Genomic DNA, 20496 nt, shown 5'->3' with positions numbered 1-20496 from the left:
GGTTCTACCCAGATTACTGGTCCCGATAATCGGGACGCAAGGGCCCGTTCGTTCGGCGACGGGTTACAACGGGACGGTGAGTGACACAGGCATTGCGGAGATCGAGCGACGACTCGGCCGCATCGAGGACGAGCGCGCGATCGAGCGGATGATCGCCTCGTACGGCCCGCTGGTGGACGCCGGCGCGGCCGAAGCGACGGGCGAGCTGTGGGCGGACGAGGGCGGCTACGACGTCGAAGGCTGGTCGATGCGCAGTCGCGCCGACGTGGTGGCGATGGTGCGCTCGGACGCGCATCAGGGGCTGATCACCCGGGGCTGCTGCCACTTCCTGGGGCCCGCGGTGGCCACCGTCGACGGCGACAGCGCGGTCGCGGTGTGCGAGTCGATCCTGGTGCGCAAACGCGACGACGGCTTCACGGTCGCGCGCGCCGGCGCGAACCACTTTCGGCTTCAGCGCATCGACCGCCGCTGGCAGATCGTGGCCCGTACCACCCGGGCCCTCGACGGCCAGGCTGAAGCGCGGGAGCTGTTGTCCGCCGGGATCCCCGGAGCTGCGCGATGAGCGGGGCGCTCGACGGCAAGGTCGCACTGGTGACGGGCGCGGGTGCGGGCATCGGCGAGGGCATCGCCCGTCGCTTCGCCGACGAGGGTGCGCGCGTCGCGGTCGCCGAGTTGGACCCCGACGCGGGTGCCGCCGTCGCGGCGGCGATCGACGGGTTGTTTGTCGGCACCGACGTATCGGTGCGCGAGCAGGTCGAAAACGCCGTCGAGACAACGGTTTCGCAGTACGGCGCGATCGACATCGTGGTGAACAATGCGTGGGGCGGCGGAGCTCTCGGCCGGGTGGAGAACAAGTCCGACGAGCAGCTCGCCCACGGGATCGCGGTCGGGTACTACGGCCCGTATTGGGCGATGCGCGCGGCATTTCCGCACATGAAGGCGCGGGGCTGGGGCCGTGTGGTCAACCTGTGCAGCCTCAACGGCGTCAACGCGCACATCGGTTCGCTGGAATACAACGCGGCCAAGGAGGCGCTGCGAACCCTCACCCGGACCGCCGCCCGCGAATGGGCGCCCACGGGTGTGACCGTGAACGCGTTGTGCCCCGCGGCCAAGAGCCAGGCCTTCTTTCGCGCGATCGGCGACTACCCGGAGCTGGAGGCGATGGCCGATGCGGCCAACCCGATGGGCCGGATGGGGGACCCCTATGCGGACATCGCGCCGGTCGCGGTGTTCCTGGCGGGCGAGGGCTCGCGCTATCTGACCGGCAATACCCTGTTCGTCGACGGCGGCAGCCACATCAACGGCGTGGCCTGGGCCCCCGATCTCGACGCATAGCTCGTGCCCAATGCTGCAGCCAGATAACTAGATTGGGCCTACCGAGACGTCTCCTCGGCGGTGTTGTCGCGCGACTGTCCTAGCCCGGGCCCGTCGGGATCGTCGTGCTGGTGCTCCAGTTGCTTTTCCACTTCGCGCTGCTCATCGGTCATTTTTCTGGCGTCTTCCGGCTTGCCGCTGGCCATGTCTGGCGTCCTTTCGATCTCTTCCGGTTCTCCGGTCAGGGTCTCCGCGATCGGCAGGTCCGAAACCCGCCCGGAAATTCACGCCTACCAAGATTGCGAATTCGTGATTTGAACAGCGCCGAACGGGGTATTTTGACGTCATCGTCAACTTGGCAGGGGGACGGATATGGTGACAGTGGAACGTGGTAGTGCGCGCTGCCCACGATGCATGAGCTTTGCCGAGTATCAATTTCTCGATCGCGGTGACGACACACTCGAGTACCAGGTGCAGTGCGGTACTTGCGGCAACGTCCATTCCGAGATCTCCGTCGTATCCGCTCCCAGAACAGCGGCCGCTTAGCCAAACACGTTCTGTTGCAACGCTACTCGTGATCGCTGGCTGTTAGCCGGCACGGAAAGCCAAGCCGCGCCGGCTAATTCAGATGTCGAACCCGCGCTCGAGATCCTTTAGCGATGTCTCCAGGTGGCCCAGCATCCGTTGCAGGTGTGGCACGCTGCGCCGGCAGCCGACCAGGCCGAAGTCAAGGTTGTCGGCGTTGTTGGTGACGGTGATGTTGACCGCCTGCCCGTCCAGCGGGATCGACAGCGGATAGTTGCCGTCCAACCGCGCACCCCGCCAGTACAGCGGCTCCGAGCGCCCGGCCGAGACGTTCGAGATGACGACGTTGAACGGCGGCGCGGCAAACGAGAGATAGCCGGGGAGCAACCCGAAGAACAGGCCCCCGATGTTCAGCGCCGACAGGGCCAGCTGCTGGGCCGGGGGCAGTTGCCAGAACACCTCTTTGGTGTCGCTGATGGAGCTGCTGATGATCTCGAGCCGCTTGGCCGGATCGTCGAGGTCTGTCGCGAGGTTGCACAGGAAGGTGCCCACGTTGTTCCCGCTGCGGTCGTCGCCCTCCTTGCGGAGGTTGACCGGCACCATCGCCGTCAGCGGAGCGTCCGGAAGGGCGTTTTGCTCAAGCAGATACGCGCGCAGCGCGCCGGCGGACATGGCGAGCACCACGTCGTTGACCGTCACGCCAGCGGCCTCCTTGATGGCCTTGATGCGATCCAGCGACCAGGATTGAGCGGCGACCCGCCGGGCGCCGCCGATGCGCACGTTGAACATGCTGCGCGGCGCCCGGAACGGCAGGGTCAGCTGCTGTTCCAGCAGCGCCGCCCGCGCGAGCTTCAGCGTCGAGGGGGCCAATGCCAACGTCGACCCCGCGGTATCGGCCGCCTGCTGCAGCAGGGACGGCCCGGGGCCGTGCTCCTTGCGCTTGCGCCGGCCCAGGCTCCAGGGAACCCGCACCTCGTCGTCGGTCGGATCGGGAGTGAAGGCACGGTGCATCAACCGCATCGCCGACATCCCGTCCATCAGGGAGTGATGGAACTTCGTGTAGACCGCGTAGCGCCCGTCCTGCAGGCCCTCGACGAGGTGGGTCTCCCACAGCGGCCGGTGCCGATCCAGCAGGCCGCCGTGTAACCGGGACGCCAGCTCCAGCAGGTCACGCACGCGTCCCGGCTCCGGCAGCGCGGACCGGCGCACGTGGTAGTCGAGCTCGACGTCCTTGTCGAACGACCACGCCACGTTGGTGAGGCCACCGAAGAACGACGGATGCTTGCGGAAGGTCGGCTGGATGTCGGTGTGCTCGAGCATCGCCTGATAGGACTCGCGGACGAAGTGCGGCCCGGCGTCCTCCGGGGGCTGGAACAGCTGCAACGAACCGGCGTGCATCGGATGCTCGCGCGATTCGCCGATGAGAAACAGCGAATCGGTCGGCGATATCGGTTTCATGCTGCGACCCACCCTTCGGCCCGTGCTAGGAGACGACGTGACACATCGTCTATTCCCTGATAGCCAGACCGGGCGCGAGTTACACGTAAATCCGCGGGTTAGTCCGCCGCGGTGAATTCGATGTGCAGCTCGGTGAGGCCGCGCAGCAGGAAGGTGGACTCGTAGCGGTACTGGCGATCGCCAGGCGACCCGTGCTTGGCCTCGCTGATCACCATGTCGCGTGTCCGGTCAAGGAGGCGGTTGATGGTGATCTGCCCTTGCACCCGGGCAAGCGGGGCACGCGCGCAGGTGTGGATGCCGCGGCCGAACGCGATCTGCTCCCGGACGTTCTTGCGGTCGACCTGGAACTCGTCAGGGTTGTCGAACTTTCGGAGGTCGCGGTTGGCCGCGCCGAGGCAGAGCATCAGGACGGTGCCGGCCGGGATGTGCACCCCGCCGAGCGTGGTGGTCTTGCGGGCGAGCCGGAAGTCGACCTTGGTCGGACTCTGCAGGCGCAGGGCTTCCTCGGTGAACGGGCCGATGAGGTTGCGGTCGGCGCGTAACCGGTCCTGCAGCTCGGGCCGGTCGCCGAGCACCTGCACCGCCGAGCTGAGCAGCTTGGTCACGGTCTCCTGCCCGGCGGCGAACAAAAACGTCGCCGGCCGGACCACCTCCAGCAGGGGCGGTGTCGAGCCATCGGGGTAGGTCGCGGTGGCAAGTCCGGTCAGACGCTAGACAAGACCAGCGAAGCCGACTGGACGGAGATGATCGACGTCAACCTCTCGGGCGTCTGGAAGACCGTCAAAGCCGGTGTGCCGCACCTCATTTCCCAGGGCCAGGGCGGCTCGATCATCCTGACCAGCTCGGTGGGCGGCCTCAAGGCCTACCCGCACACCGGCCACTACATCGCCGCGAAACACGGTGTGGTGGGCCTGATGCGCACCTTCGCCGTCGAGCTGGGCCAGCACTTCATCCGCGTCAACTCCGTGCACCCGACCAACGTGAACACGCCGATGTTCATGAACGAGGGCACGATGAAGCTGTTCCGGCCCGACCTCAAAGACCCGGGACCCGACGACCTCAAGGTCGCTGCCCAGTTCATGCACGTGCTGCCGATCGGATGGGTCGAGCCCGTCGACATCAGCAACGCGGTGCCGTTCCTCGCGTCTGACGAATCCCGTTATATAACAGGGCTTCCCGTCACCGTCGACGCGGGCAGCATGTTCAAGTAACCGGGCCTAGCCGCGGTAAGTGGCCACCTGCGCGGCGAACCTGTCGAGCAGCCGCAGCGTGTCGTCGTGCGGCTTGGTCGGCAGGAACAACGCCAGGTGGCCGAAGCCCAAGTCCTCGGCCGCGCGCCAGTAATCCAGGTCCTTGTACGGCGTGCCGAACATCGCCAGCGGCACGTCATGGCCGGCGCCTTCGCGCAACTGGTTGATACGCGCGGTGATGTCCTCGATGGGGTTGGGGTTGGAGATCCAGCCCGCCGCGTGCCGGATCACCCGCTTGACCGTGGCGTTGGAGTCGCCCCCGATGTAGATGGGCGGATGCGGCTTCTGCACCGGCTTGGGGCGGCTATAGGACGGCGGGAAGTCGACGAACTTACCGTGGTATTCGGCGGGTTCGGTGGTCCACAGCGCCCGGATCGCCTCGATGCGCTCGTCGAGCAGCGCGCCGCGCGTCTTCGGGTCGGTGCCGTGGTTGCGCATCTCCTCGAGATTCCAGCCGGCCCCGACGCCGAACACGAAGCGTCCGCCCGAAATCAGGTCGATGCTGGCGGCCTCCTTGGCCGTGGTGATCGGATCGCGTTCGATGAGCAGCGCGATCCCGGTGAACAGGTCGATCTTCGAGGTCACCGCGGCCGCGGCGCCCAGCGTGACGAACGGGTCCAGGGTGCGGTAGTAGTGCTGCGGCAGCTCGCCACCCATCGGATAGGCGGATTCGCGGCTGGCCGGAATGTGGGTGTGCTCGGCGACCACCAGCGAGTCGAAGCCCCGCTCTTCGATCGCGCGGGCGAGTGACACCGTGCCGATACTGTCGTCGTTGACGAACGTCGAAATCCCGATCTTCATCGCGCTACCCCTGTCTATCGGCTTCGGGTGGCGGAACGCTCCCTGTCGACGGGATTATTCCCTGCGCCGCCCTGGCGGGGGAAAAGCGGCCGCGGGATGCCGCAGCGGATGAACGCGCCGCTATTTGCCGAAACCACCCACCGAGGCACCCTGGCAATCGGCCGGAATGCCGCCGGGAGACATCGGGATCGTTAAATAGCAAGGGAGATAGCCGGTGACGGCGTCACTACAGCGAACGGCGTTCTCCGTCTGCGACTTTCGCTCGTAAGGCCCATCGACCGAGGGCTCGGCAACCGGGCGTGCGGGACCGAGGACGGAGAGTTAAACTCCTCGTTAGAAACGCTAACGGACCTTAATCGGCAGCATGGGGTGTGGGCAATGTCGTTGTGGGGCTGTGAAATTCATCGCCTACGCCGGTGGATCCCCCAGTCGGGGCCACGATGACCGAAGAGTCCGATGGACCATCGCGCCCGCTGATTGGGTTCATCACCCGTGATGATCCGCCGCACATCACCCCGGCGCCGATCGGCCGGGGGTGGATGTCCGCGCTGGATCAAGGCGGGCCACATCGGTGCCTACCAATGCTCATCGCCAATCAGAGCGGTTGGGTCTTGCGCAATCCGTGCGCGTTCACCGCCACCTGGATCGGTCGAGACGACCGCATGGACGTGATGATCGAGCCCGACAAGCGCGACCCCGGTCAGTTCCTACCCTCCAGCCATTTCGGACACGGGATCTTGACCTGGCATCTGCCGATATTGTTTCGCACTCCGCCGGGTTACAACCTATTGGTGCGCGGCCCGGCGAACAATCCGAAAGACGCCGTGTCTGCACTGGAGGGAGTAGTCGAGACCGATTGGTCCAGCACAAGTTTCAGCATGAATTGGAAACTGACCCGCCGACTCATGCCGGTGCGATTCGAGGTGGACGAGCCGATCTGCATGATCGTCCCGCAACGCCGGACCGAGCTGGAGGAATTCGCTCCCGAACTCCTGCGCATCGAATCCGACGATGGCCTGCGCCGCAAACACGAATTCTTCCTTCGCGCACGGGAAGAGGCATGGCTGGTGCAGCTAGCGGCGAGCGACACCGCGCCGGAGCGGGTGTCATGGCAGGGCGACTACATGCGGGGCCGGCACCCGGACGGCGAGGCTGGAGCGGACGATCACCAGACCCGACGTCATCTGCGTTCGTTCGTGGAACGTGGCGAGGGTCCGTCGTAGCAGTCGTACCGAAGGGCCTACGCGGTGCGCAGGGTTGCAGACCTGTTGTCGCGCACCAATAATCCCGCGAGCAGCAGCGCGGTGAGCAGCAGCGCGGCGACGAACGTCACCGTTGCCGGCCAGCCGCCGACGCTGTAGACGAGCCCGCCGACCGCGCCACCCACCGATCCGCCGAGGTAGAAACCGAACATGTACAACGCCGCCGCCGGGCCGCGGTCGTGGTGGGCCACCGCGCCGACCCATCCGCTGGCCACGGTGTGTGCGGCGAAGAAGCCTGCGGTGAACACCCCGAGTCCGGCGACGATCACGCCCATCGCGTGGGGTCCGGTGGCCAGCAGGCCGATCACCGCGACGGGCAGGGCGACGGCGAGGACGAACGCGCGGCCCCTGCGGTCGGCCAGGCGCCCGGCGAACGTCGACGACCAGGTGCCCGCCAGGTACAACACGAACAGCAGGCCCACCGTCGAGGACGCCAACCCGAACGGCTGCGCGGTGAGGCGGTAGCCCAGGTAGTTGTACACCGAGACGAACCCGCCCATCAGCACGAAGCTCAGGCTGAAGAGCTTGAACAGCATGGGGTTTCGCAGGTGGGTTCGAAGGTTCTGCAGAGTGGCGCCCAGGTTCGCGGCGTTGGCGGTGAAGGCCCGCGAGCGGGGCACCAGCACCGCGAAGGCCACCGTGGCCGCCAGCGTCGTCAATGAGCTCGCCAGCAGGGCCACCCGCCAGTTGCTGATGTCGAGGACTATCGACGGGATCAGCCGCCCGATCAGCCCGCCCACCGTCGTCCCGGCGACGTAGCGCCCCATCGCGGCGCCGAGCGAGGACGAATGCACTTCCTCGGCGAGGTAGGCCATGGCGACCGCGGGCACCCCGGCCAGCACCATGCCCTGCAGGGCGCGGCCGACGATCAGCAGGGTCAGGTTCGGGCTGAACGGCAACAACATCCCGATGACACTGGAGGCCACCGCCGAGGTCAGCATCACCGGGGTGCGCCCGTAGCGCTCGGACAGCACGCTCGCCGGAACTATGCACAGCGCCACCATTCCGGTGGTCAGCGAGATCGTCAGCGCCGAGACGGCCGGGGAGATCCGGTAGTAGGCCGACAGCGCCGGGAGCAGCGCCTGCGTGCAGTACATGCCGGCGAGGCTGGCGATGCCGGCGCAGCACACCGCCGCCGTGACCCGCCGGAAACCGCTGCTGCCCACCCGGTGTGCGGTGGGTGCGGCGGCAGGTGAAACCATGCGGGCAATCCTTCGCCGTCCAGCAAGGAAACGGAAATGAATTATTCGTGGAATTATGATTCATCTCCGACATAAGAAGAGGTGAGGGGCATGCGTGACGGCGACTATGAGTGGCTCATCACACTCGCGGAGCTGCAGCACGTCACCGCGGCGGCCGAGCAGCTCGGCATCGCCCAGCCGACCCTGACCCGGATGCTGGCGCGCTTGGAAAAGCGGCTGGGCGTCGCGTTGTTCGACCGCCGCGGCAGGCGGCTTTCCCTCAACGCCTACGGCCGCATCTTCTATCAGCACGCCCGCCGGGCCCAGCTGGAGCTCGACTCCGCGCGGCGCGCGATCGACGACCTGATGAACCCGGCGGTGAGCGAGATCCGGCTCGGCTTCCTGGGCTCGTTCGGCGCCGTGGTGGTGCCGCGGTTGATCGCGGACTTCACCAAGGCGTCGCCGCGGGTGACGTTCACGCTCGAGGAGGACGCCGCCGAGTCGATCGGCGACATGGTGGAATCCGGCTCCCTGGACGTCGCGGTGGTGTCGCCGCGGCCGGCCGAGCCAACCTTGGCCTGGCGCAGCCTGTTTCGCCAGCGGCTGGGCGTGGCGGTGCCGCGCGAACACCGGCTCGCCGGTGTGGCCGAGGTGTCGATGGCCGAGCTCGCCGACGAATCGTTCGTGACCATGCACCCCGGCTTCGGCATGCGCCGACTGCTCGACGAGCTTTGTGCCGCAGCGCAATTCCAGCCCCGCATCGTCCTGGAATCGACTGACCTGAGCACCTCGGCCGGTCTGGTCGCGGCGGGCCTGGGTGTCAGCCTGATGCCGATCGACGGCAGCGAATACGGGGTCGCCATCCTGGGGTTGACCGACGCCGACGCCTACCGTGACGTCGGGATGATCTGGAACTCCGCCAGGCCGCTGTCGCGCGCGGTCCGCGATTTCATCGCGTCCGCCGCGAACGTCGACTACCGGTAGGGCCTACGGCGCGTTGTTCTTGAGGCCACCGAAGCGGACGGTGACCCGCTCAATCTCTTTGACGCGTTCGGCCTTCGCCCGACTCGCGTAGGCCTTGCGGTCGGCCGGGGTGAGTTCGGCGTCATCGGTGAAGGGGGCGAGCAACGCCCGCGGATACAGCTTGGCCACCAGCACGACGTTGATCTCGGCGCACAGCACCAGCGTCGTCGACACCAGGTACAGGAACGCGAGCAGGCCCAACACCAACGCGAAGATGCTGTTGGTGGCGCTGGCCGTCTTGACCGTGTGCTGGATGTAGCCGGCGCCGAACCGCTGCAGTATCTGCCAGATGGCCGCCGCCGCAACGGCTCCGGGCAGCACCTGGCGATAGGTCAGCTCCCGCGCCGTCGTCACGCGGAAGGCCACCACGCAGATCAGCGCGTTCATCGCCAGGGCCGCCAGGGTGATCCCGATCTTCCCGAAGACGCCCAGCGCCTGCGTCGTCTGGCCGATCCCGGCCAACACCGTCGTGGCGATGGCCACCGACCCGAGCAGCAGCAGCAACAGCAGGCTGCGCATCCGCGACCGAATTGGGTTGGGGCGCCTGTGCTTCGGGACGGCCCACACGGAGTCCATCGCGTTCTGCAGGGCTTGCCCGACGCCGAGCCCACCGTAGAGTGCGCCCAGGATTCCGACGACGACCGCGACCGTCCCCCCGCTGAGTCCCTCGGGCTGGTGCAGCTGGCTGCCGATCACCGGGAACTGGCTCAGCGTGCTGTGCAGCACCTGCTCTTGCAGATCGGGGCGACCGGCAAGCACCACACCCAGTCCGGTGGTCAGCAGCAACAGCATCGGGAACAGCGACACGAACCCGTAGTAGGTGATCAGCGCCGCCAAATAACCACCTTGGTCATCGAGATATTTGTAGATGACGGCGATCGTCACGCTGACCGCGCGGTTACGCCGCTGCAAGCCTTCCAGCCACCCGACCATCGCCGATCACTTTTCCCCCGAGAACCGACACCCAATCGATTGGGATGAGCGGGTCATACCCGGATACGGCGATCGCCAATCGTGCCACAGTCAGCCGCCGTCGGAACGCGCTCCCGCCGACACGGCGTGGCCGTTGCCGGCCGGGGTGCGCATTGGGACTCAATTCGTATCCGCCGCGGTCGGTAGTCTCGGGGCGAGCAGGCTGGATGGAAGGCGCGGCGATGTCCCCTCACGACCAACCCCGATACGTGATCGTCGGTGCCGGGGCCATCGGCGGCACGGTGGGCGCGATGCTGGCGCGGGCGAACGTTCCGACGGTGTTGGTGGCCCGCGGCCGACACGCCGAAGTTCTATCGTCGTCGGGCATCACGCTGCGGACGCCCGACGGCACCTTCCCAACGGCGGTCACCGCCGCGGCACGGCCCGAGGACGTGCGGCTGACCGACCGCGACGTGCTGGTGTTCACGACCAAGACTCAGCAACTCGACGCGGCACTGCAGCAATGGGTGGACCAGCCGGTGCACGGCCCGGACGGAGTCGTGGGGTTCGCCGGTGAGCGGCTGCCGGCGATGACGGCGTTGAACGGTGTTGCGGCCGAGGGCAAAGCGCTGCGCTACTTCCGCCGCGTGTTCGGTGTCTGCGTCTGGCTACCCGCCGTGCATCTGGAGCCCGGTGAGGTGGTGGTGCGGTCCTGGCCGGTGGCGGGCCAGTTCCACGTCTCGCGCTGGCCGGCGTCGATCGGCACCCACGACGACACCGCCCTGCTGGCATCGATGACCGAGACATGGAGCGCCGCGGGCATTTTGGTGCGCGCCGTCGACGACGTGGCGCCCTGGAAGTACAACAAGCTACTGAGCAACCTGGGTAACGCCGTGGGCGCGCTGGCCGCGGACGGGGCCGACACCAGCGAGGTGGTGGCCGCCGTGCGCCGGGAGGGCGAAAACGTGTTGCGGCAGACGGGAATCCACTTCATTTCGTTCGAGACATCGAAGGCGGCGCGGTCCGACGGTCCGACCATCCGCCCTATCCCGGGCTGGAATTCGGCGGCGAGCAACTCGACGTGGCAGTCGCTGTCGCGCAACACCGGCAACGTGGAGACCGACTTCCTCAACGGCGAGATCGTCCGCCTCGCGCACCTGCATGCCAGCGCGGCGCCCCTCAACGCCGCGCTGGCCAGGGCCGCGCGCACAGCCGTCCGCGATGGACACGGGCCGGGCGGCTACTCGGCAACGCAATTGGCGGAATTGCTCGGCGTCAACGCCTTTCACACCGCACAGGAGTGACGTGCGGGCCTACCGGTCCACCAGGCCAGCACCCCGCACCATCCGGGCCGGTCGGCCGATTCGCCCGCCCAGGCGATGTAGCCATCGGGGCGCACCAACACCGCGGGACCGTCGTCGGCCCGCTCGGCCTCGAGTAGGTCCAGGGCGTCGACCGGCGGAGCGCCCCGCTCGCGAATGAACACGAAGCCGGTCTGGCGCTGCAACAGCGTAATTCGGCCCTGCGTCAACGGGATCTGCGTCGCGCGGGTGCCCACCAGGGTGCTCTTGCCCTTGCAAGGGGCGTACCGCAACGTTGTTCCGGCGAAGCTCCCGGCGATCGCGTCACGCGCCCGCGGAATGCGAAGTAGCCTCGGCACCACCATGTTTCGCACGCCGCGGGCGAACCGGGGGCGCAGCGTGATGCCGCGTGCCATCAGGCCGGACTGGCGCAGTACGCGTTTGCCGATCGGATGGCGTTCGTCGTGGTAGCTGTCCAGGGCCGCGTCGTCCGCGCCGGCGAGCACGGCGTCGATCTTCCAAGCGAGGTTCGCCGCGTCCTGAATCCCGGTGTTCATCCCCTGCCCGCCCATCGGGGAATGCACGTGCGCTGCGTCTCCGGCCAGGAACACCCGACCGTGCCGGTATTGGGCGACTTGCCTTTCCTCGCACTGGAATCGGGACATCCACCCGACCTCTAGCAGCCCCAGGTCAGTGCCGCGTGCGCGGGTAAGGACGGCGGCGACCTCGTCGCGGTCCACCGCCGCGTGATCGGATACCTGGTGATTGCGGTCCCAGACCATCGCGCGGTACCACGAGCCGTCGGGGTCGTGGCGGTCATAGGGTGCCAGGAATGCGAACTCGTTGCGGGTGCTACCCAGCGAGAGCCCGCCGCCGTCCGGCCCGTGCGCCAGCTTGACGTCGGCGAGCACGACCGACGACAAGATCTTGCGGCCCGGGAAGTCCACGCCCAGCAGCGTGCGGACTGCGCTGTGCGCGCCGTCGCCACCGATCACATAGCTTGCCCGCCACTTGATTTGGCGATATTCGCCGTGCGGCCGCGCGATCACTAGCACGTCGTCGGCGTCTTGCTGCAGCCCGATGACCTCGAAGCCGCGCTGGATGTCGGCCCCCTGTGCGGCCGCGTAGCCGGCCAACGCCTGATCGACGTTGGTCTGCGGGGTGACCATGACGAACTGGTAGGGCGAGTCCAGATGCGTGAGATCGATTTGGGCACCGGCGAAAATCGTGACGCCCGGTGCCCGGTGCGCCTGCGCCAGCAGGTCATCGGCGAGTCCTCGCGCGTCGAGCAGTTCGAGCGTGCGGGCCATGGTGGCAAAGGCGCGACTCGACGGATTGGGCGTGGGCCAGCGCTCCAGCACCACCACCGAGCGGCCGGCTCGCGCCAGGTCACCGGCGGCCGTCAGGCCGGTCGGGCCGGCACCGACGATGACCACGTCGACGTCGATGTCCGCGGGCGTGGTCATTGCGCCACCGCCGTCTCGGGATGCGGGTACCAGCGACGGATGTCGTCAGGGGTCGCCACGGCCGCGCGATTGAAGACGAACCGGCAACCGGGCTGGGTGGTGTGTGCGGTGTTGATGATCGACTCGAATAGCAGCGTGTTGCTGGCTACCAGCCGCACGCCGGCGCCGACGAGCACCGCGTCGTACTGCTTGGCCGATAGCCACTCGCGGGCCTTCACCGTACCCGCGGCACCGAACTCGACGAGGCAGTTGTCGACCTGGTAGCCCGCCGCGCGCAATGCGGCGATGTTGTCGTCGTTGGCCGCCCGCAGCGTCTCGGCGGACAGTCCCGGGAATTGGGCGAAGTCGGCCGAGGCGTAGTCGATGACGTCGGGGTCGAGCCCGATCTGGATGGCGGTGACGGCCATACCCGCGCCCTCCCTAGGTGAGTTCAACAACTGTTGAACTCCGACGTTAGGCCGCGGTGCGTGTCATGTCAACAGTTGTTGAATACACTGGCGGCATGCCAGCGAAAGTGCGCGACGGGGAAGCCACGCGATCGACCATCCTGGCCACCGCCAAGTCCCAATTCGGCAGCCGCGGCTTCGAACGCACCACCATCCGCTCCGTCGCCTCGGAGGCCGGCGTCGATCCGGCGCTCGTCATGCACTACTTCGGTAGCAAGGCAGAGCTTTTCGCGGCGGCCTCGCGGATCGACGTCAAGTTCCCCGACCTCTCCGGCGTCGCCCCCGAGCGCGTGGCCGAGGTGCTGCTGCCGATGTTCATCGTGGTGTGGGGCCCCAAGGGACCGTTCCTGCCGCTGCTGCGCGCGGCCGCGACCAACAAGACCGCCGCCGATGCCCTGGTCGAGGTGTTCGTCGACCAGGTGGCCCCCGCCCTGGCCGCCGTCGTGCCCGACCGGGCGCCCGAACGCGCGGCGCTGATGGGGTCGCAACTGCTCGGGCTCGCGGTGGCCCGCTACGTCGTGTGCCTGCCCGCGCTGGTGGAGATGGACGACGCTGCGCTCGCCGAGTGGCTGCGCCCCGTCCTCGCGCATTACCTGGCCGATGCTGCACCATGATCTGATGCACCCCTTCCGCAAGGCGGTCGAAGACCGCGACGAGGCGGCGATGGCGGCCCTGCTGGCCGACAACGTCGTGTTCACCAGCCCGGTCGCGTTCAAGCCCTACGTCGGCAAGCCGATCACCGCGGCGATCCTGCGCGGGGTACTGCGGATCTTCGAGGACTTCCGCTACGTGCGTGAGATCGACGGCAGCGACGGCCGCGACCACGCGCTGGTGTTCGAGACGGGGATCGTCGGGGCGCCGGGCGTGCGGATCACAGGTTGCGACTTCCTGCACTTCGACGACGACGGCCTGATCGACGACTTCATGGTCATGGTGCGGCCGCTGTCGGGGGCGAAGGCGTTGTCCGAGGCGATGGGCGCCCAATTCGGCCGGATCCAGCAGGAGGCCGTCGAATTTGCGGAACGCTTCGCCTAATCGGTTGTCGCAGTGAGGATTCCGACGCGGTTGGCGGCGCCTTCGTGCCGCAGCACCGAGGTGGTCAGGTCGCCGTCGACGTGAATCACGTGGGTGGACAATGGTGTGCTGGGAGTCGAACGGCGCATGGAACGCCGCGAAATCCGCCTTGAACTGGTCGCGATCGGTCCAGTGCGACGTCGGCCCGTAGTCGGCGTCGACGTCGGTGGCGAAGATCCGGTCGAACAGTTGCCAGCGCTGGGAATCGACCGCCAGGCCGTAGAGGTTCACCAGTTGAGTGATGGCCACAACGTCGCTGTCGGTCATGGCTCTGGATAGTAGGGCGAAGGGAGGCGCGGGTGAAGATTCGCTTCGGGGTCGGTCTGGGCGCGGACAGCGCCCCCGATCAGCTCGCCGGCATCGTCGATCAGCTGGAAGCCAGCGGGGTGGACTCGCTGTGGTTCTCCGAACTGGTGTACACGCCGGCGGTGGATCCGATGGTCGGCATGGCCTACGCGCTCGCGCGGACGACGCGGCTGAAGGTGGGCACGTCGGTCGCCGTGCTGCCGGGGCGCCATCCGGTGTTGGTGGCCAAGCAATTGGCGTCGTTGGCGGCGCTGGCGCCCAAGCGCGTGCTGCCGGTCTTCGGGTTGCGGTCGGCGATCCCGGCCGAGCGCGAGCTGTTCGTAGTACCGGACGGGCAACGAGCCGCGGTGTTCGACGAATCGTTGCGGGTGCTGCGCGTCGCGCTGAGCGAAGAGTCGGCGGGCTACGCCATTGCACCGAAACCATCCCCGCCGCTTGATATTTGGGTGGGCGGCTCGTCACAGGCGGCGTATCGGCGCATCGGTGCGCTGGCCGACGGCTGGTTGGGCAGCTTCCTCACTCCGGACGAGGCGCGGCTCGCGCGTGAGGCGATCGAGCGGGCCGCGGAGCGGGCCGGCAGGCAAATCGAGACGGATCACTTCGGCATTTCTCTGGCCGTCACCGACGGCGAGCTACCGGCCGAGCTGGCCTCGGCGGTGCACCGCCGCCGTCCCGACATCGACCCCGGCGAGCTCGTCGCCGCCGGCTGGGATCGGCTGCATCGGCAGCTCGACGCCTACCTGGATGCGGGGCTCACAAAATTCGTCATCCGGCCCACCGGCGACGGACCGGTGGCCGACTTCATCGATCGGTTCGTCGCCGAACTCGTCGGCCGGCAGAACTAGGCGAGCGTCGCTGTCAGGTAGCCGGAGTCGCCGCCGAACGAGGCCAGCTCGTCGTTGGGCACCTGAAAGCCGTTGGCGCCGAAGGCCTGTTCGGTGGTCCGGATGTCGACCCGCCAGCCGTGTGCGGCGAGGTACTCGGCTGCGCTGTTGCGTTCACCGGTGAAGAACAGCGAGGCCAGGTCGATGTTGGAGCCGGCCCGCTTGGCGCGCTGGGTCAGCTTTTCCGCCCAGTCCGACGGAATGTTGCGCATATCCATGTGCTCGGTCGCGATCCGGCTGCCGGGCGCGGACAGGGCGGTGATGTTGTCCAGCAAGCGATCCTGCGCGTCGGGCGGCAGGTAGACCAGCAGGCCCTCGGCGCTCCAGGCGGTGGGCTGCGCGGTGTCGAATCCGGCCGCGGTCAGCGCCGCCGGCCAGTCGTCGCGCAGGTCGATCGCGACCGTGCGCCGTTGCGCGCCGGGCTCGGCGCCGAGGTCGGCCAGCGTGCGCGTCTTGAACTCGATGACCTCGGGTTGGTCGATCTCGTAGACCACCGTTGCGGCCGGCCATCGCAGCCGGTAGGCGCGGGTGTCCAGGCCCGACGCCACGATCACGGCCTGGCGGATGCCGGACTCGGTCGCGCCCAGGAAGAAGTCGTCGAAGTAGCGGGTGCGCACGGTGATCTGCTGGCGAACCGGCTCGCGGCTGAGCACCGGATCGCCGTTGTGGCCGCGCTCGCCGTCCAGCAGCTTGATGAAGGTTTCCGAGCCCACCGCGCGGACCAGTGGATCGGCCCAGGGGTCGTCCAACAGCGGCTCCGGGCCCTGGGACGCCATCGCGCGCTGCGTGGCGACCGCCGTCGCGGTCGCGCCGACGCTGGACGCCAGATCCCAGGTGTCATTCTCGGAACGGGTCATTCCACCAAATCCTTCTCTACGCGGGCATGCGTTACTTAGTCAATTTAAGTGATACGCCCACTGTACGGCTCATTGGCCTTTCAGGCTGCCGATGCGAAGGGAGAAGTCGCCGCGGTCCGCTGGGGGCGCACCCTCGACCTCTTCGATGTAGCGCTGCGGGTCGCGGTCCACGATCGGCAGGCCCTTCGTGGTGGGGTGCTGGTCCATGAATTCGCGGTATTGCCGGCCGAGCGCTTCGCGCAGGCCGAGCGGCGCGTTGCGGCGGAAGTCCGAGAGTCCTTCGCGCTCTTCCTCACCCATGTGATCGTCGTTGGCGACCCGGGTGCGCCCGACCGCCGCCCACCACTGCTCGGTGCCGACGCCGGCCGCGTTGGCGTCGCGGACGCCGTCGCGAATGTCGTTGTGATCGCCGATGGCGTCCAGCGTCTCGCCTTCGGGATCGTCGGTGCCCCGCTGCAGCAGCTGCGGGTAGAAGATCTTCTCCTCGATGTAGGCGTGCACGTCGAGCTTGTCGGCGAGCGGACGCCACACCCGCTCGAGCGCGTTGTGGTTGACGGGCGACTGTGCCTGCAGCTCGTCGAGCTTGGCGAACTGTCCGCGGAACCACTCGTGGTCGTCGAGGATCAACATGGTGATCTCCGCCATCCCGATTTCCCGCCTTCCCACACCGCCGAGCCTTTTGGCCATGGTGTCCGACGACGGTTGACGCAGTCAACCTGCCGCGGTGCCGGTTGTGCGGCCCGGCATAGGCTCGGGCGGTGACTATCCCCTATGACGAGTCGCTGCGCGAGCGGGTACGGCGCAATGTCGCGGGCCACCAGCGTCGGGCCGCGACCGACCCGACCAAACGGCATGCCGCCGTCGCGGTCGTGCTGGTCGATTCGGAGATCGGGGAGGACCGGGTCGATCCGGTGTCGGTGGACGACTGGAACGCCGGTCGGCCGATGGCGGCACCCGGCCTGGACTGCCGCATGGTCGGCGTCTCCGGTGGTGCCGCATTCCTGTTGTGCCGCAGGGCATCTCGATTGAGTTCGCATGCGGCGCAGTGGGCGTTCCCCGGCGGTCGTCTCGATCCGGGCGAAACCGCGGTCGATGCGGCGCTGCGCGAGCTGCGCGAGGAGGTCGGCGTCGCGCTGCCCGAATCGACGGTGCTGGGCCTGCTCGACGACTACCCGACGCGATCCGGCTACGTCATCACGCCGGTGGTGATCTGGGGCGGCGGACGGCTCGATGTGCGGCCCGCCCCGGACGAGGTCGTGGCCGTGTACCGGGTGGGCCTGCACCAGCTGCAACGCGACGATTCGCCGCGGTTCATCACCATCCCGGAGAGCCCGCGACCGGTCGTGCAGATCCCGCTGGGCAACGACCTCATCCACGCTCCGACCGGGGCGGTCCTGCTGCAGCTGCGCTGGCTGGGCCTGGAAGGGCGCAGCGACCCGGTCGACGAGCTGGAGCAACCGGTCTTCGCGTGGAAGTAGCGGGGACCGACGAGACGAAAAGCAAAGTCGCACTTCGGTATGCGATGTCATGCCGGCTGATATTCCGTCGGCACAGCGGGATCCGAACGACGCGGGTAGGGTGGCAACGGCCAGACGTGGTGTTGGTAGCGCGAACGAGGATTGTGGGAGGCAGTTGTGGCCCGTAGTGCCGGTGATGACTGGGACATCGTGACGAGCGTGGGGTACACGGCCCTGGCTGTCTGTGCGGCGCGCGCACTCGATGCGGCGCTGGATCCACCGCTGGCCAACGACGAATTCGCCGCCGGTTTCGTGGCGGCCGCTGGTGAACCGAATCTCGCTGCGGCAGTGACCAACACGGACCTCTCCAGCGCGGCGGCGTTCAACGCCCAGTGGGTGGGCGTGCGGACCCGGTTTTTCGACGACTTCTTCACCGACGCCGGGGCACCGCAAGCGGTCATCTTGGCGGCGGGGTTGGATTGCCGCGCTTACCGATTGGCGTGGCCGGCCGGTTCCACGGTTTTCGAGGTCGACCAGCCCCGCGTGATCGAGTTCAAGCACCGGGTTCTCGAACAGCGGGGTGCCGTGCCGACTACGGGGCGGGTTGCCATCGCCGTCGACCTGCGGGAGGACTGGGCGGCCGCGCTGAGTGCGGCGGGCTTCGATCCCGGGCAACCGACGGCGTGGGCGCTGGAGGGCCTGCTGCCGTATCTGCCTGGAGCGGCCCAGGATGCGCTGTTCGAGAAGTTGCACGAGTTGTCGGCGATCGGTAGTCACATCGCCGCCGAGCTGGGGCCCGACCCGGGCGAACTGAAAGAGTGGGCCGACAGCTTTCCCACGATCGACCAGCTCAGCACGCAGCCTCCGATCGCCGAGCTGTGGTACGACGATCCGCGGGTCGACACCAAAGACTGGCTGGGCCAACGGGGTTGGAGCGTCACCGGTGTCGACCTGGTAGCCAAGGCCGCGAACGACTACGGCCGCCCGCTGGAGGGGCTGCCGCCCGCTTTCGATCGGCTGATGCGCGCCAAGTTCTTCACCGCCACGCGCACCCACTGAACCGCTGCGGATCAGTTCTGGCGGTGGCTATCTCGTCGTAGCCGCGCGGCCCGGCCGAGCGCCGCGGCGGTCGCCAGCACCGCCATCACCGTCAGGATGATCGCCGAAATGCGGGCCGACCCGATCACGCTCAACAACATCGGCAAGCCGAAGCCGAGATAGCTCACCGTGTAGAACGCTCCGGTGAGCGCGCCGCGGAGGTGTTGCGGCGCTGCGGCTTCCAGGTCGATCAGGCCCTCGCGCAGCAGTAGTCCGGATGCGCAGCCGAGGACCACCAGCAGCGCCACGCCCAGGCCCAACGAGATGGGCGAGGGGACCGCCGCGGTCACCGCGTAGCCGAGCGCGGCAAGCAGCGCCCCCACCGTGCCGGCCTGCGGACCCCAACGACGTGCCCGGGCGATCAGCTGACTGATCCCGCTGACACCGTTGGCGATCAGTGCCGCCGTCCCCGCCGCCAGCGGTGCCGCCAGGCCGGTGTGCATGCGGGTGGGGATCGTCACGAACGCGAGCGTCGCCGAGGCGAAAACCCACGGCGCCAACGGCAGCGCCCAGCTCAATGCCCGCCAGGTGCCCTGGCCCGCCGGCCGGCCGGAATCGGCCGCCGTCGTCGGCTCCGCTCCGATGGCGCGCTGTGCGGCCAGGACGGTGACGGCGGTTGCCACCACGAGGAGGACGGCGGCGATCAGGAACGAGACCCACACCCCGGCTGCGCCGGCCGAGGCGATCACCCCGGAGGCGAACGGGCCGACTGCGAAGCCGGCGGTCAGCACCGCCCCGGCGACGGCCGCACCCGCGGTCCCCCTCAGGTCCGAGGCCCACGCGGTGCACGAACTGATCACCAGGCCCACACCGACTCCCAGGACCAGCCGGCCGATGAGCAAGGCCCCGGAATGCTGCGAGGCGAGCATCGCGACCGTGGCCAGCAGCGTCGCGACCGACCCGACCCAGGCCACCGATTGGCGCCCCACCACATCCGAGGCGCGACCGCCGATGAGCAGGCCCGGCAGCAGCCCCACCGCGTAGATGCCGAAGATCGCGTCGAGCGTGCCCCTGCCGAGGTGCTGCTGGTCGCTGATCGCCGGGATGAGCCCGGCGAAATGGTTGGCGGCCCAGCCCGTCGCCAGCAGCACGGCCAGCAGCCCGGCAAACAGGACGTTGGTTGCGGTACAGCGACCCCGAGGCTCGGCGCTCGGCAGTGCCGCCCGCTGTCCGTCCGCCACCGAGGCCACCGCTTCCTCCCCTGATCTCGTCATGCGCCGCCAACCTCGATCCAACCAAAGGCGCCGGGGCCGGTATTCCTGCCGATTGCGAATGCAAAGCAGCGTTGTCAACGGCAAAGCGCTGTTGGCGAACGGAACTCGTGCGGTCAGTGGCCCAGCGACGCGACGATCGCGTCCGCCTGCTGGGCGGTCTCGCCCGCGGTGGTGATCTCGAGTTGAGACGAGTCCACGGGCGTGCGGATCTCCGGCGCCCCGATGACCGCCCCGTCCAGGACGAAGGCCGTCTGGGCGCCGACGTGGGCGGACGTATAGCTGCTGAACGCCGCCTGCGAGGGTTGGTCGAGGGCGACCAGCACGCCGTAACCCGCGACGTTCTGGTGCGACTCGGCGTGCGTGGGATGCAGGATCGCGACCTCCGGCCCGAGCGTGTACGCCCGGCTATGGGAAGGGTCACACGCGACCAGCCCGGCGCCCGGCGCGGGCGCGGACGCCGGCTGCTGGCATTCGTAGTCGCCGGCCGGGGCGGGGGCGGATTTGTTCACCTGGCGCACCGAAATCGGATGCAGGGTGTGTGTCGGCGGCTGCGGCGTGGGTGTACCGCCGGTCGTATGTGCTTGGCACGCCGTCAATGCCAGAGCCGTGGCAATGACGGTCCCCGTGCCGACAAAGATTGGACGCATCGCCAGACCAGTTTACGGGG

22 protein-coding genes and 3 pseudogenes are annotated in these 20496 nt (G+C 68.1%); 11 read left to right on the top strand and 14 right to left on the bottom strand.

Annotation, left to right across the window (positions count from 1 at the left end; translation table 11 throughout):
* Positions 1-76 precede the first annotated feature (76 nt).
* Positions 77-562: a nuclear transport factor 2 family protein gene (locus tag MRAB57_RS07340; RefSeq protein WP_077086983.1), complete on the top strand. Its 486-nt coding sequence runs from the start codon at positions 77-79 to the stop codon at positions 560-562.
* A complete protein-coding gene (locus tag MRAB57_RS07335) occupies positions 559-1335 on the top strand; it encodes an SDR family NAD(P)-dependent oxidoreductase (protein ID WP_077086982.1) in 777 nt (258 codons plus the stop codon). The genes MRAB57_RS07340 and MRAB57_RS07335 overlap by 4 nt, the downstream gene beginning before the upstream one ends.
* Positions 1336-1373: 38 nt before the next feature.
* Here the strand turns inward: MRAB57_RS07335 and MRAB57_RS28755 are convergent, their stop codons facing one another.
* The 3 genes and pseudogenes from MRAB57_RS28755 to MRAB57_RS07325 all read right to left on the bottom strand — a co-directional run.
* Positions 1374-1520: a hypothetical protein gene (locus MRAB57_RS28755; protein ID WP_173813913.1), complete on the bottom strand. Its 147-nt coding sequence runs from the start codon at positions 1518-1520 to the stop codon at positions 1374-1376.
* Between the two features lie 418 nt (positions 1521-1938).
* On the bottom strand, positions 1939-3297 hold the full coding sequence (locus MRAB57_RS07330) for a WS/DGAT/MGAT family O-acyltransferase (protein ID WP_077086981.1): 1359 nt from the start codon (positions 3295-3297) through the stop codon (positions 1939-1941).
* A gap of 98 nt (positions 3298-3395) precedes the next feature.
* Positions 3396-4004: pseudogene (locus MRAB57_RS07325) on the bottom strand (cytochrome P450); the annotation flags it as partial.
* On the opposite strand from MRAB57_RS07325, the pseudogene MRAB57_RS07320 reads away from it, so the two are divergent.
* Positions 3999-4508: pseudogene (locus MRAB57_RS07320) on the top strand (SDR family oxidoreductase); the annotation flags it as partial. The pseudogenes MRAB57_RS07325 and MRAB57_RS07320 overlap by 6 nt on opposite strands.
* A 6-nt stretch (positions 4509-4514) precedes the next feature.
* On the opposite strand, the gene MRAB57_RS07315 reads toward MRAB57_RS07320, so the two are convergent.
* On the bottom strand, positions 4515-5348 hold the full coding sequence (locus tag MRAB57_RS07315) for an LLM class F420-dependent oxidoreductase (RefSeq protein ID WP_077086980.1): 834 nt from the start codon (positions 5346-5348) through the stop codon (positions 4515-4517).
* A gap of 440 nt (positions 5349-5788) precedes the next feature.
* Between MRAB57_RS07315 and MRAB57_RS07310 the strand changes: the two genes are divergently transcribed.
* On the top strand, positions 5789-6571 hold the full coding sequence (locus MRAB57_RS07310; protein WP_077086979.1) for a DUF6065 family protein: 783 nt from the start codon (positions 5789-5791) through the stop codon (positions 6569-6571).
* A gap of 17 nt (positions 6572-6588) precedes the next feature.
* Here MRAB57_RS07310 and MRAB57_RS07305 read toward each other — a convergent pair whose 3' ends face one another.
* Positions 6589-7812: an MFS transporter gene (locus MRAB57_RS07305; protein WP_077086978.1), complete on the bottom strand. Its 1224-nt coding sequence runs from the start codon at positions 7810-7812 to the stop codon at positions 6589-6591.
* A 90-nt stretch (positions 7813-7902) separates the two neighbouring features.
* Between MRAB57_RS07305 and MRAB57_RS07300 the strand changes: the two genes are divergently transcribed.
* Positions 7903-8775: a LysR family transcriptional regulator gene (locus MRAB57_RS07300; RefSeq protein WP_077086977.1), complete on the top strand. Its 873-nt coding sequence runs from the start codon at positions 7903-7905 to the stop codon at positions 8773-8775.
* 3 nt (positions 8776-8778) lie between these two features.
* Here MRAB57_RS07300 and MRAB57_RS07295 read toward each other — a convergent pair whose 3' ends face one another.
* Positions 8779-9747: a YihY/virulence factor BrkB family protein gene (locus MRAB57_RS07295; protein WP_077086976.1), complete on the bottom strand. Its 969-nt coding sequence runs from the start codon at positions 9745-9747 to the stop codon at positions 8779-8781.
* A gap of 221 nt (positions 9748-9968) precedes the next feature.
* Between MRAB57_RS07295 and MRAB57_RS07290 the strand changes: the two genes are divergently transcribed.
* On the top strand, positions 9969-11030 hold the full coding sequence (locus tag MRAB57_RS07290; RefSeq protein ID WP_077090447.1) for a ketopantoate reductase family protein: 1062 nt from the start codon (positions 9969-9971) through the stop codon (positions 11028-11030).
* On the opposite strand, the gene MRAB57_RS07285 is transcribed toward MRAB57_RS07290, so the two are convergent.
* Together MRAB57_RS07285 and MRAB57_RS07280 are read right to left on the bottom strand one after the other, a co-directional pair.
* The gene (locus tag MRAB57_RS07285; RefSeq protein WP_077086975.1) at positions 11012-12493 is read right to left on the bottom strand and encodes an FAD-dependent oxidoreductase; all 1482 of its coding nucleotides are present in this window, start codon (positions 12491-12493) and stop codon (positions 11012-11014) included. The genes MRAB57_RS07290 and MRAB57_RS07285 overlap by 19 nt on opposite strands.
* Entirely contained in the window at positions 12490-12900 is a 411-nt protein-coding gene (locus MRAB57_RS07280; protein WP_077086974.1) for a hypothetical protein, read from the bottom strand. Before MRAB57_RS07280 ends, MRAB57_RS07285 begins: the two co-directional genes overlap by 4 nt.
* Before the next feature lie 95 nt (positions 12901-12995).
* Between MRAB57_RS07280 and MRAB57_RS07275 the strand changes: the two genes are divergently transcribed.
* Both MRAB57_RS07275 and MRAB57_RS07270 read left to right on the top strand, forming a co-directional pair.
* Positions 12996-13553: a TetR/AcrR family transcriptional regulator gene (locus tag MRAB57_RS07275; RefSeq protein ID WP_077086973.1), complete on the top strand. Its 558-nt coding sequence runs from the start codon at positions 12996-12998 to the stop codon at positions 13551-13553.
* A gap of 4 nt (positions 13554-13557) precedes the next feature.
* Positions 13558-13974, top strand: coding sequence for a nuclear transport factor 2 family protein (locus MRAB57_RS07270; protein ID WP_077090446.1), 417 nt, complete (start codon positions 13558-13560; stop codon positions 13972-13974).
* Here the strand turns inward: MRAB57_RS07270 and MRAB57_RS29380 are convergent.
* Positions 13971-14102 (bottom strand): hypothetical protein, encoded by a 132-nt coding sequence (locus tag MRAB57_RS29380; RefSeq protein ID WP_281254363.1) that lies wholly within the window; start codon positions 14100-14102, stop codon positions 13971-13973. The genes MRAB57_RS07270 and MRAB57_RS29380 overlap by 4 nt on opposite strands.
* 22 nt (positions 14103-14124) lie before the next feature.
* Positions 14125-14280: pseudogene (locus tag MRAB57_RS29580) on the bottom strand (nuclear transport factor 2 family protein); the annotation flags it as partial.
* Positions 14281-14312: 32 nt separating this feature from the next.
* On the opposite strand from MRAB57_RS29580, the gene MRAB57_RS07260 reads away from it, so the two are divergent.
* On the top strand, positions 14313-15164 hold the full coding sequence (locus MRAB57_RS07260) for a TIGR03854 family LLM class F420-dependent oxidoreductase (protein WP_077086972.1): 852 nt from the start codon (positions 14313-14315) through the stop codon (positions 15162-15164).
* Here the strand turns inward: MRAB57_RS07260 and MRAB57_RS07255 are convergent.
* Positions 15161-16060, bottom strand: coding sequence for a class I SAM-dependent methyltransferase (locus MRAB57_RS07255; RefSeq protein WP_077086971.1), 900 nt, complete (start codon positions 16058-16060; stop codon positions 15161-15163). The genes MRAB57_RS07260 and MRAB57_RS07255 overlap by 4 nt on opposite strands.
* A gap of 69 nt (positions 16061-16129) precedes the next feature.
* Complete coding sequence (locus MRAB57_RS07250) at positions 16130-16705, bottom strand: hemerythrin domain-containing protein (protein ID WP_077086970.1); 576 nt, start codon at positions 16703-16705, stop codon at positions 16130-16132.
* Between the two features lie 113 nt (positions 16706-16818).
* Between MRAB57_RS07250 and MRAB57_RS07245 the strand changes: the two genes are divergently transcribed.
* A complete protein-coding gene (locus MRAB57_RS07245; RefSeq protein ID WP_077086969.1) occupies positions 16819-17538 on the top strand; it encodes an NUDIX hydrolase in 720 nt (239 codons plus the stop codon).
* A gap of 156 nt (positions 17539-17694) precedes the next feature.
* Positions 17695-18576 (top strand): SAM-dependent methyltransferase, encoded by an 882-nt coding sequence (locus tag MRAB57_RS07240; RefSeq protein WP_077086968.1) that lies wholly within the window; start codon positions 17695-17697, stop codon positions 18574-18576.
* 11 nt (positions 18577-18587) lie between these two features.
* On the opposite strand, the gene MRAB57_RS07235 is transcribed toward MRAB57_RS07240, so the two are convergent.
* Positions 18588-19829 (bottom strand): MFS transporter, encoded by a 1242-nt coding sequence (locus MRAB57_RS07235; protein WP_083743321.1) that lies wholly within the window; start codon positions 19827-19829, stop codon positions 18588-18590.
* A 113-nt stretch (positions 19830-19942) separates the two neighbouring features.
* The gene (locus tag MRAB57_RS07230) at positions 19943-20338 is read right to left on the bottom strand and encodes a SecDF P1 head subdomain-containing protein (RefSeq protein ID WP_077086967.1); all 396 of its coding nucleotides are present in this window, start codon (positions 20336-20338) and stop codon (positions 19943-19945) included.
* Between the last annotated feature and the right edge of the window lie 158 nt (positions 20339-20496).

The sequence above is a fragment of the Mycobacterium rhizamassiliense genome, assembly GCF_900157375.1.
GTDB lineage: Bacteria > Actinomycetota > Actinomycetes > Mycobacteriales > Mycobacteriaceae > Mycobacterium > Mycobacterium rhizamassiliense.
This window is presented reverse-complemented; position numbering and strand designations above follow the sequence as displayed.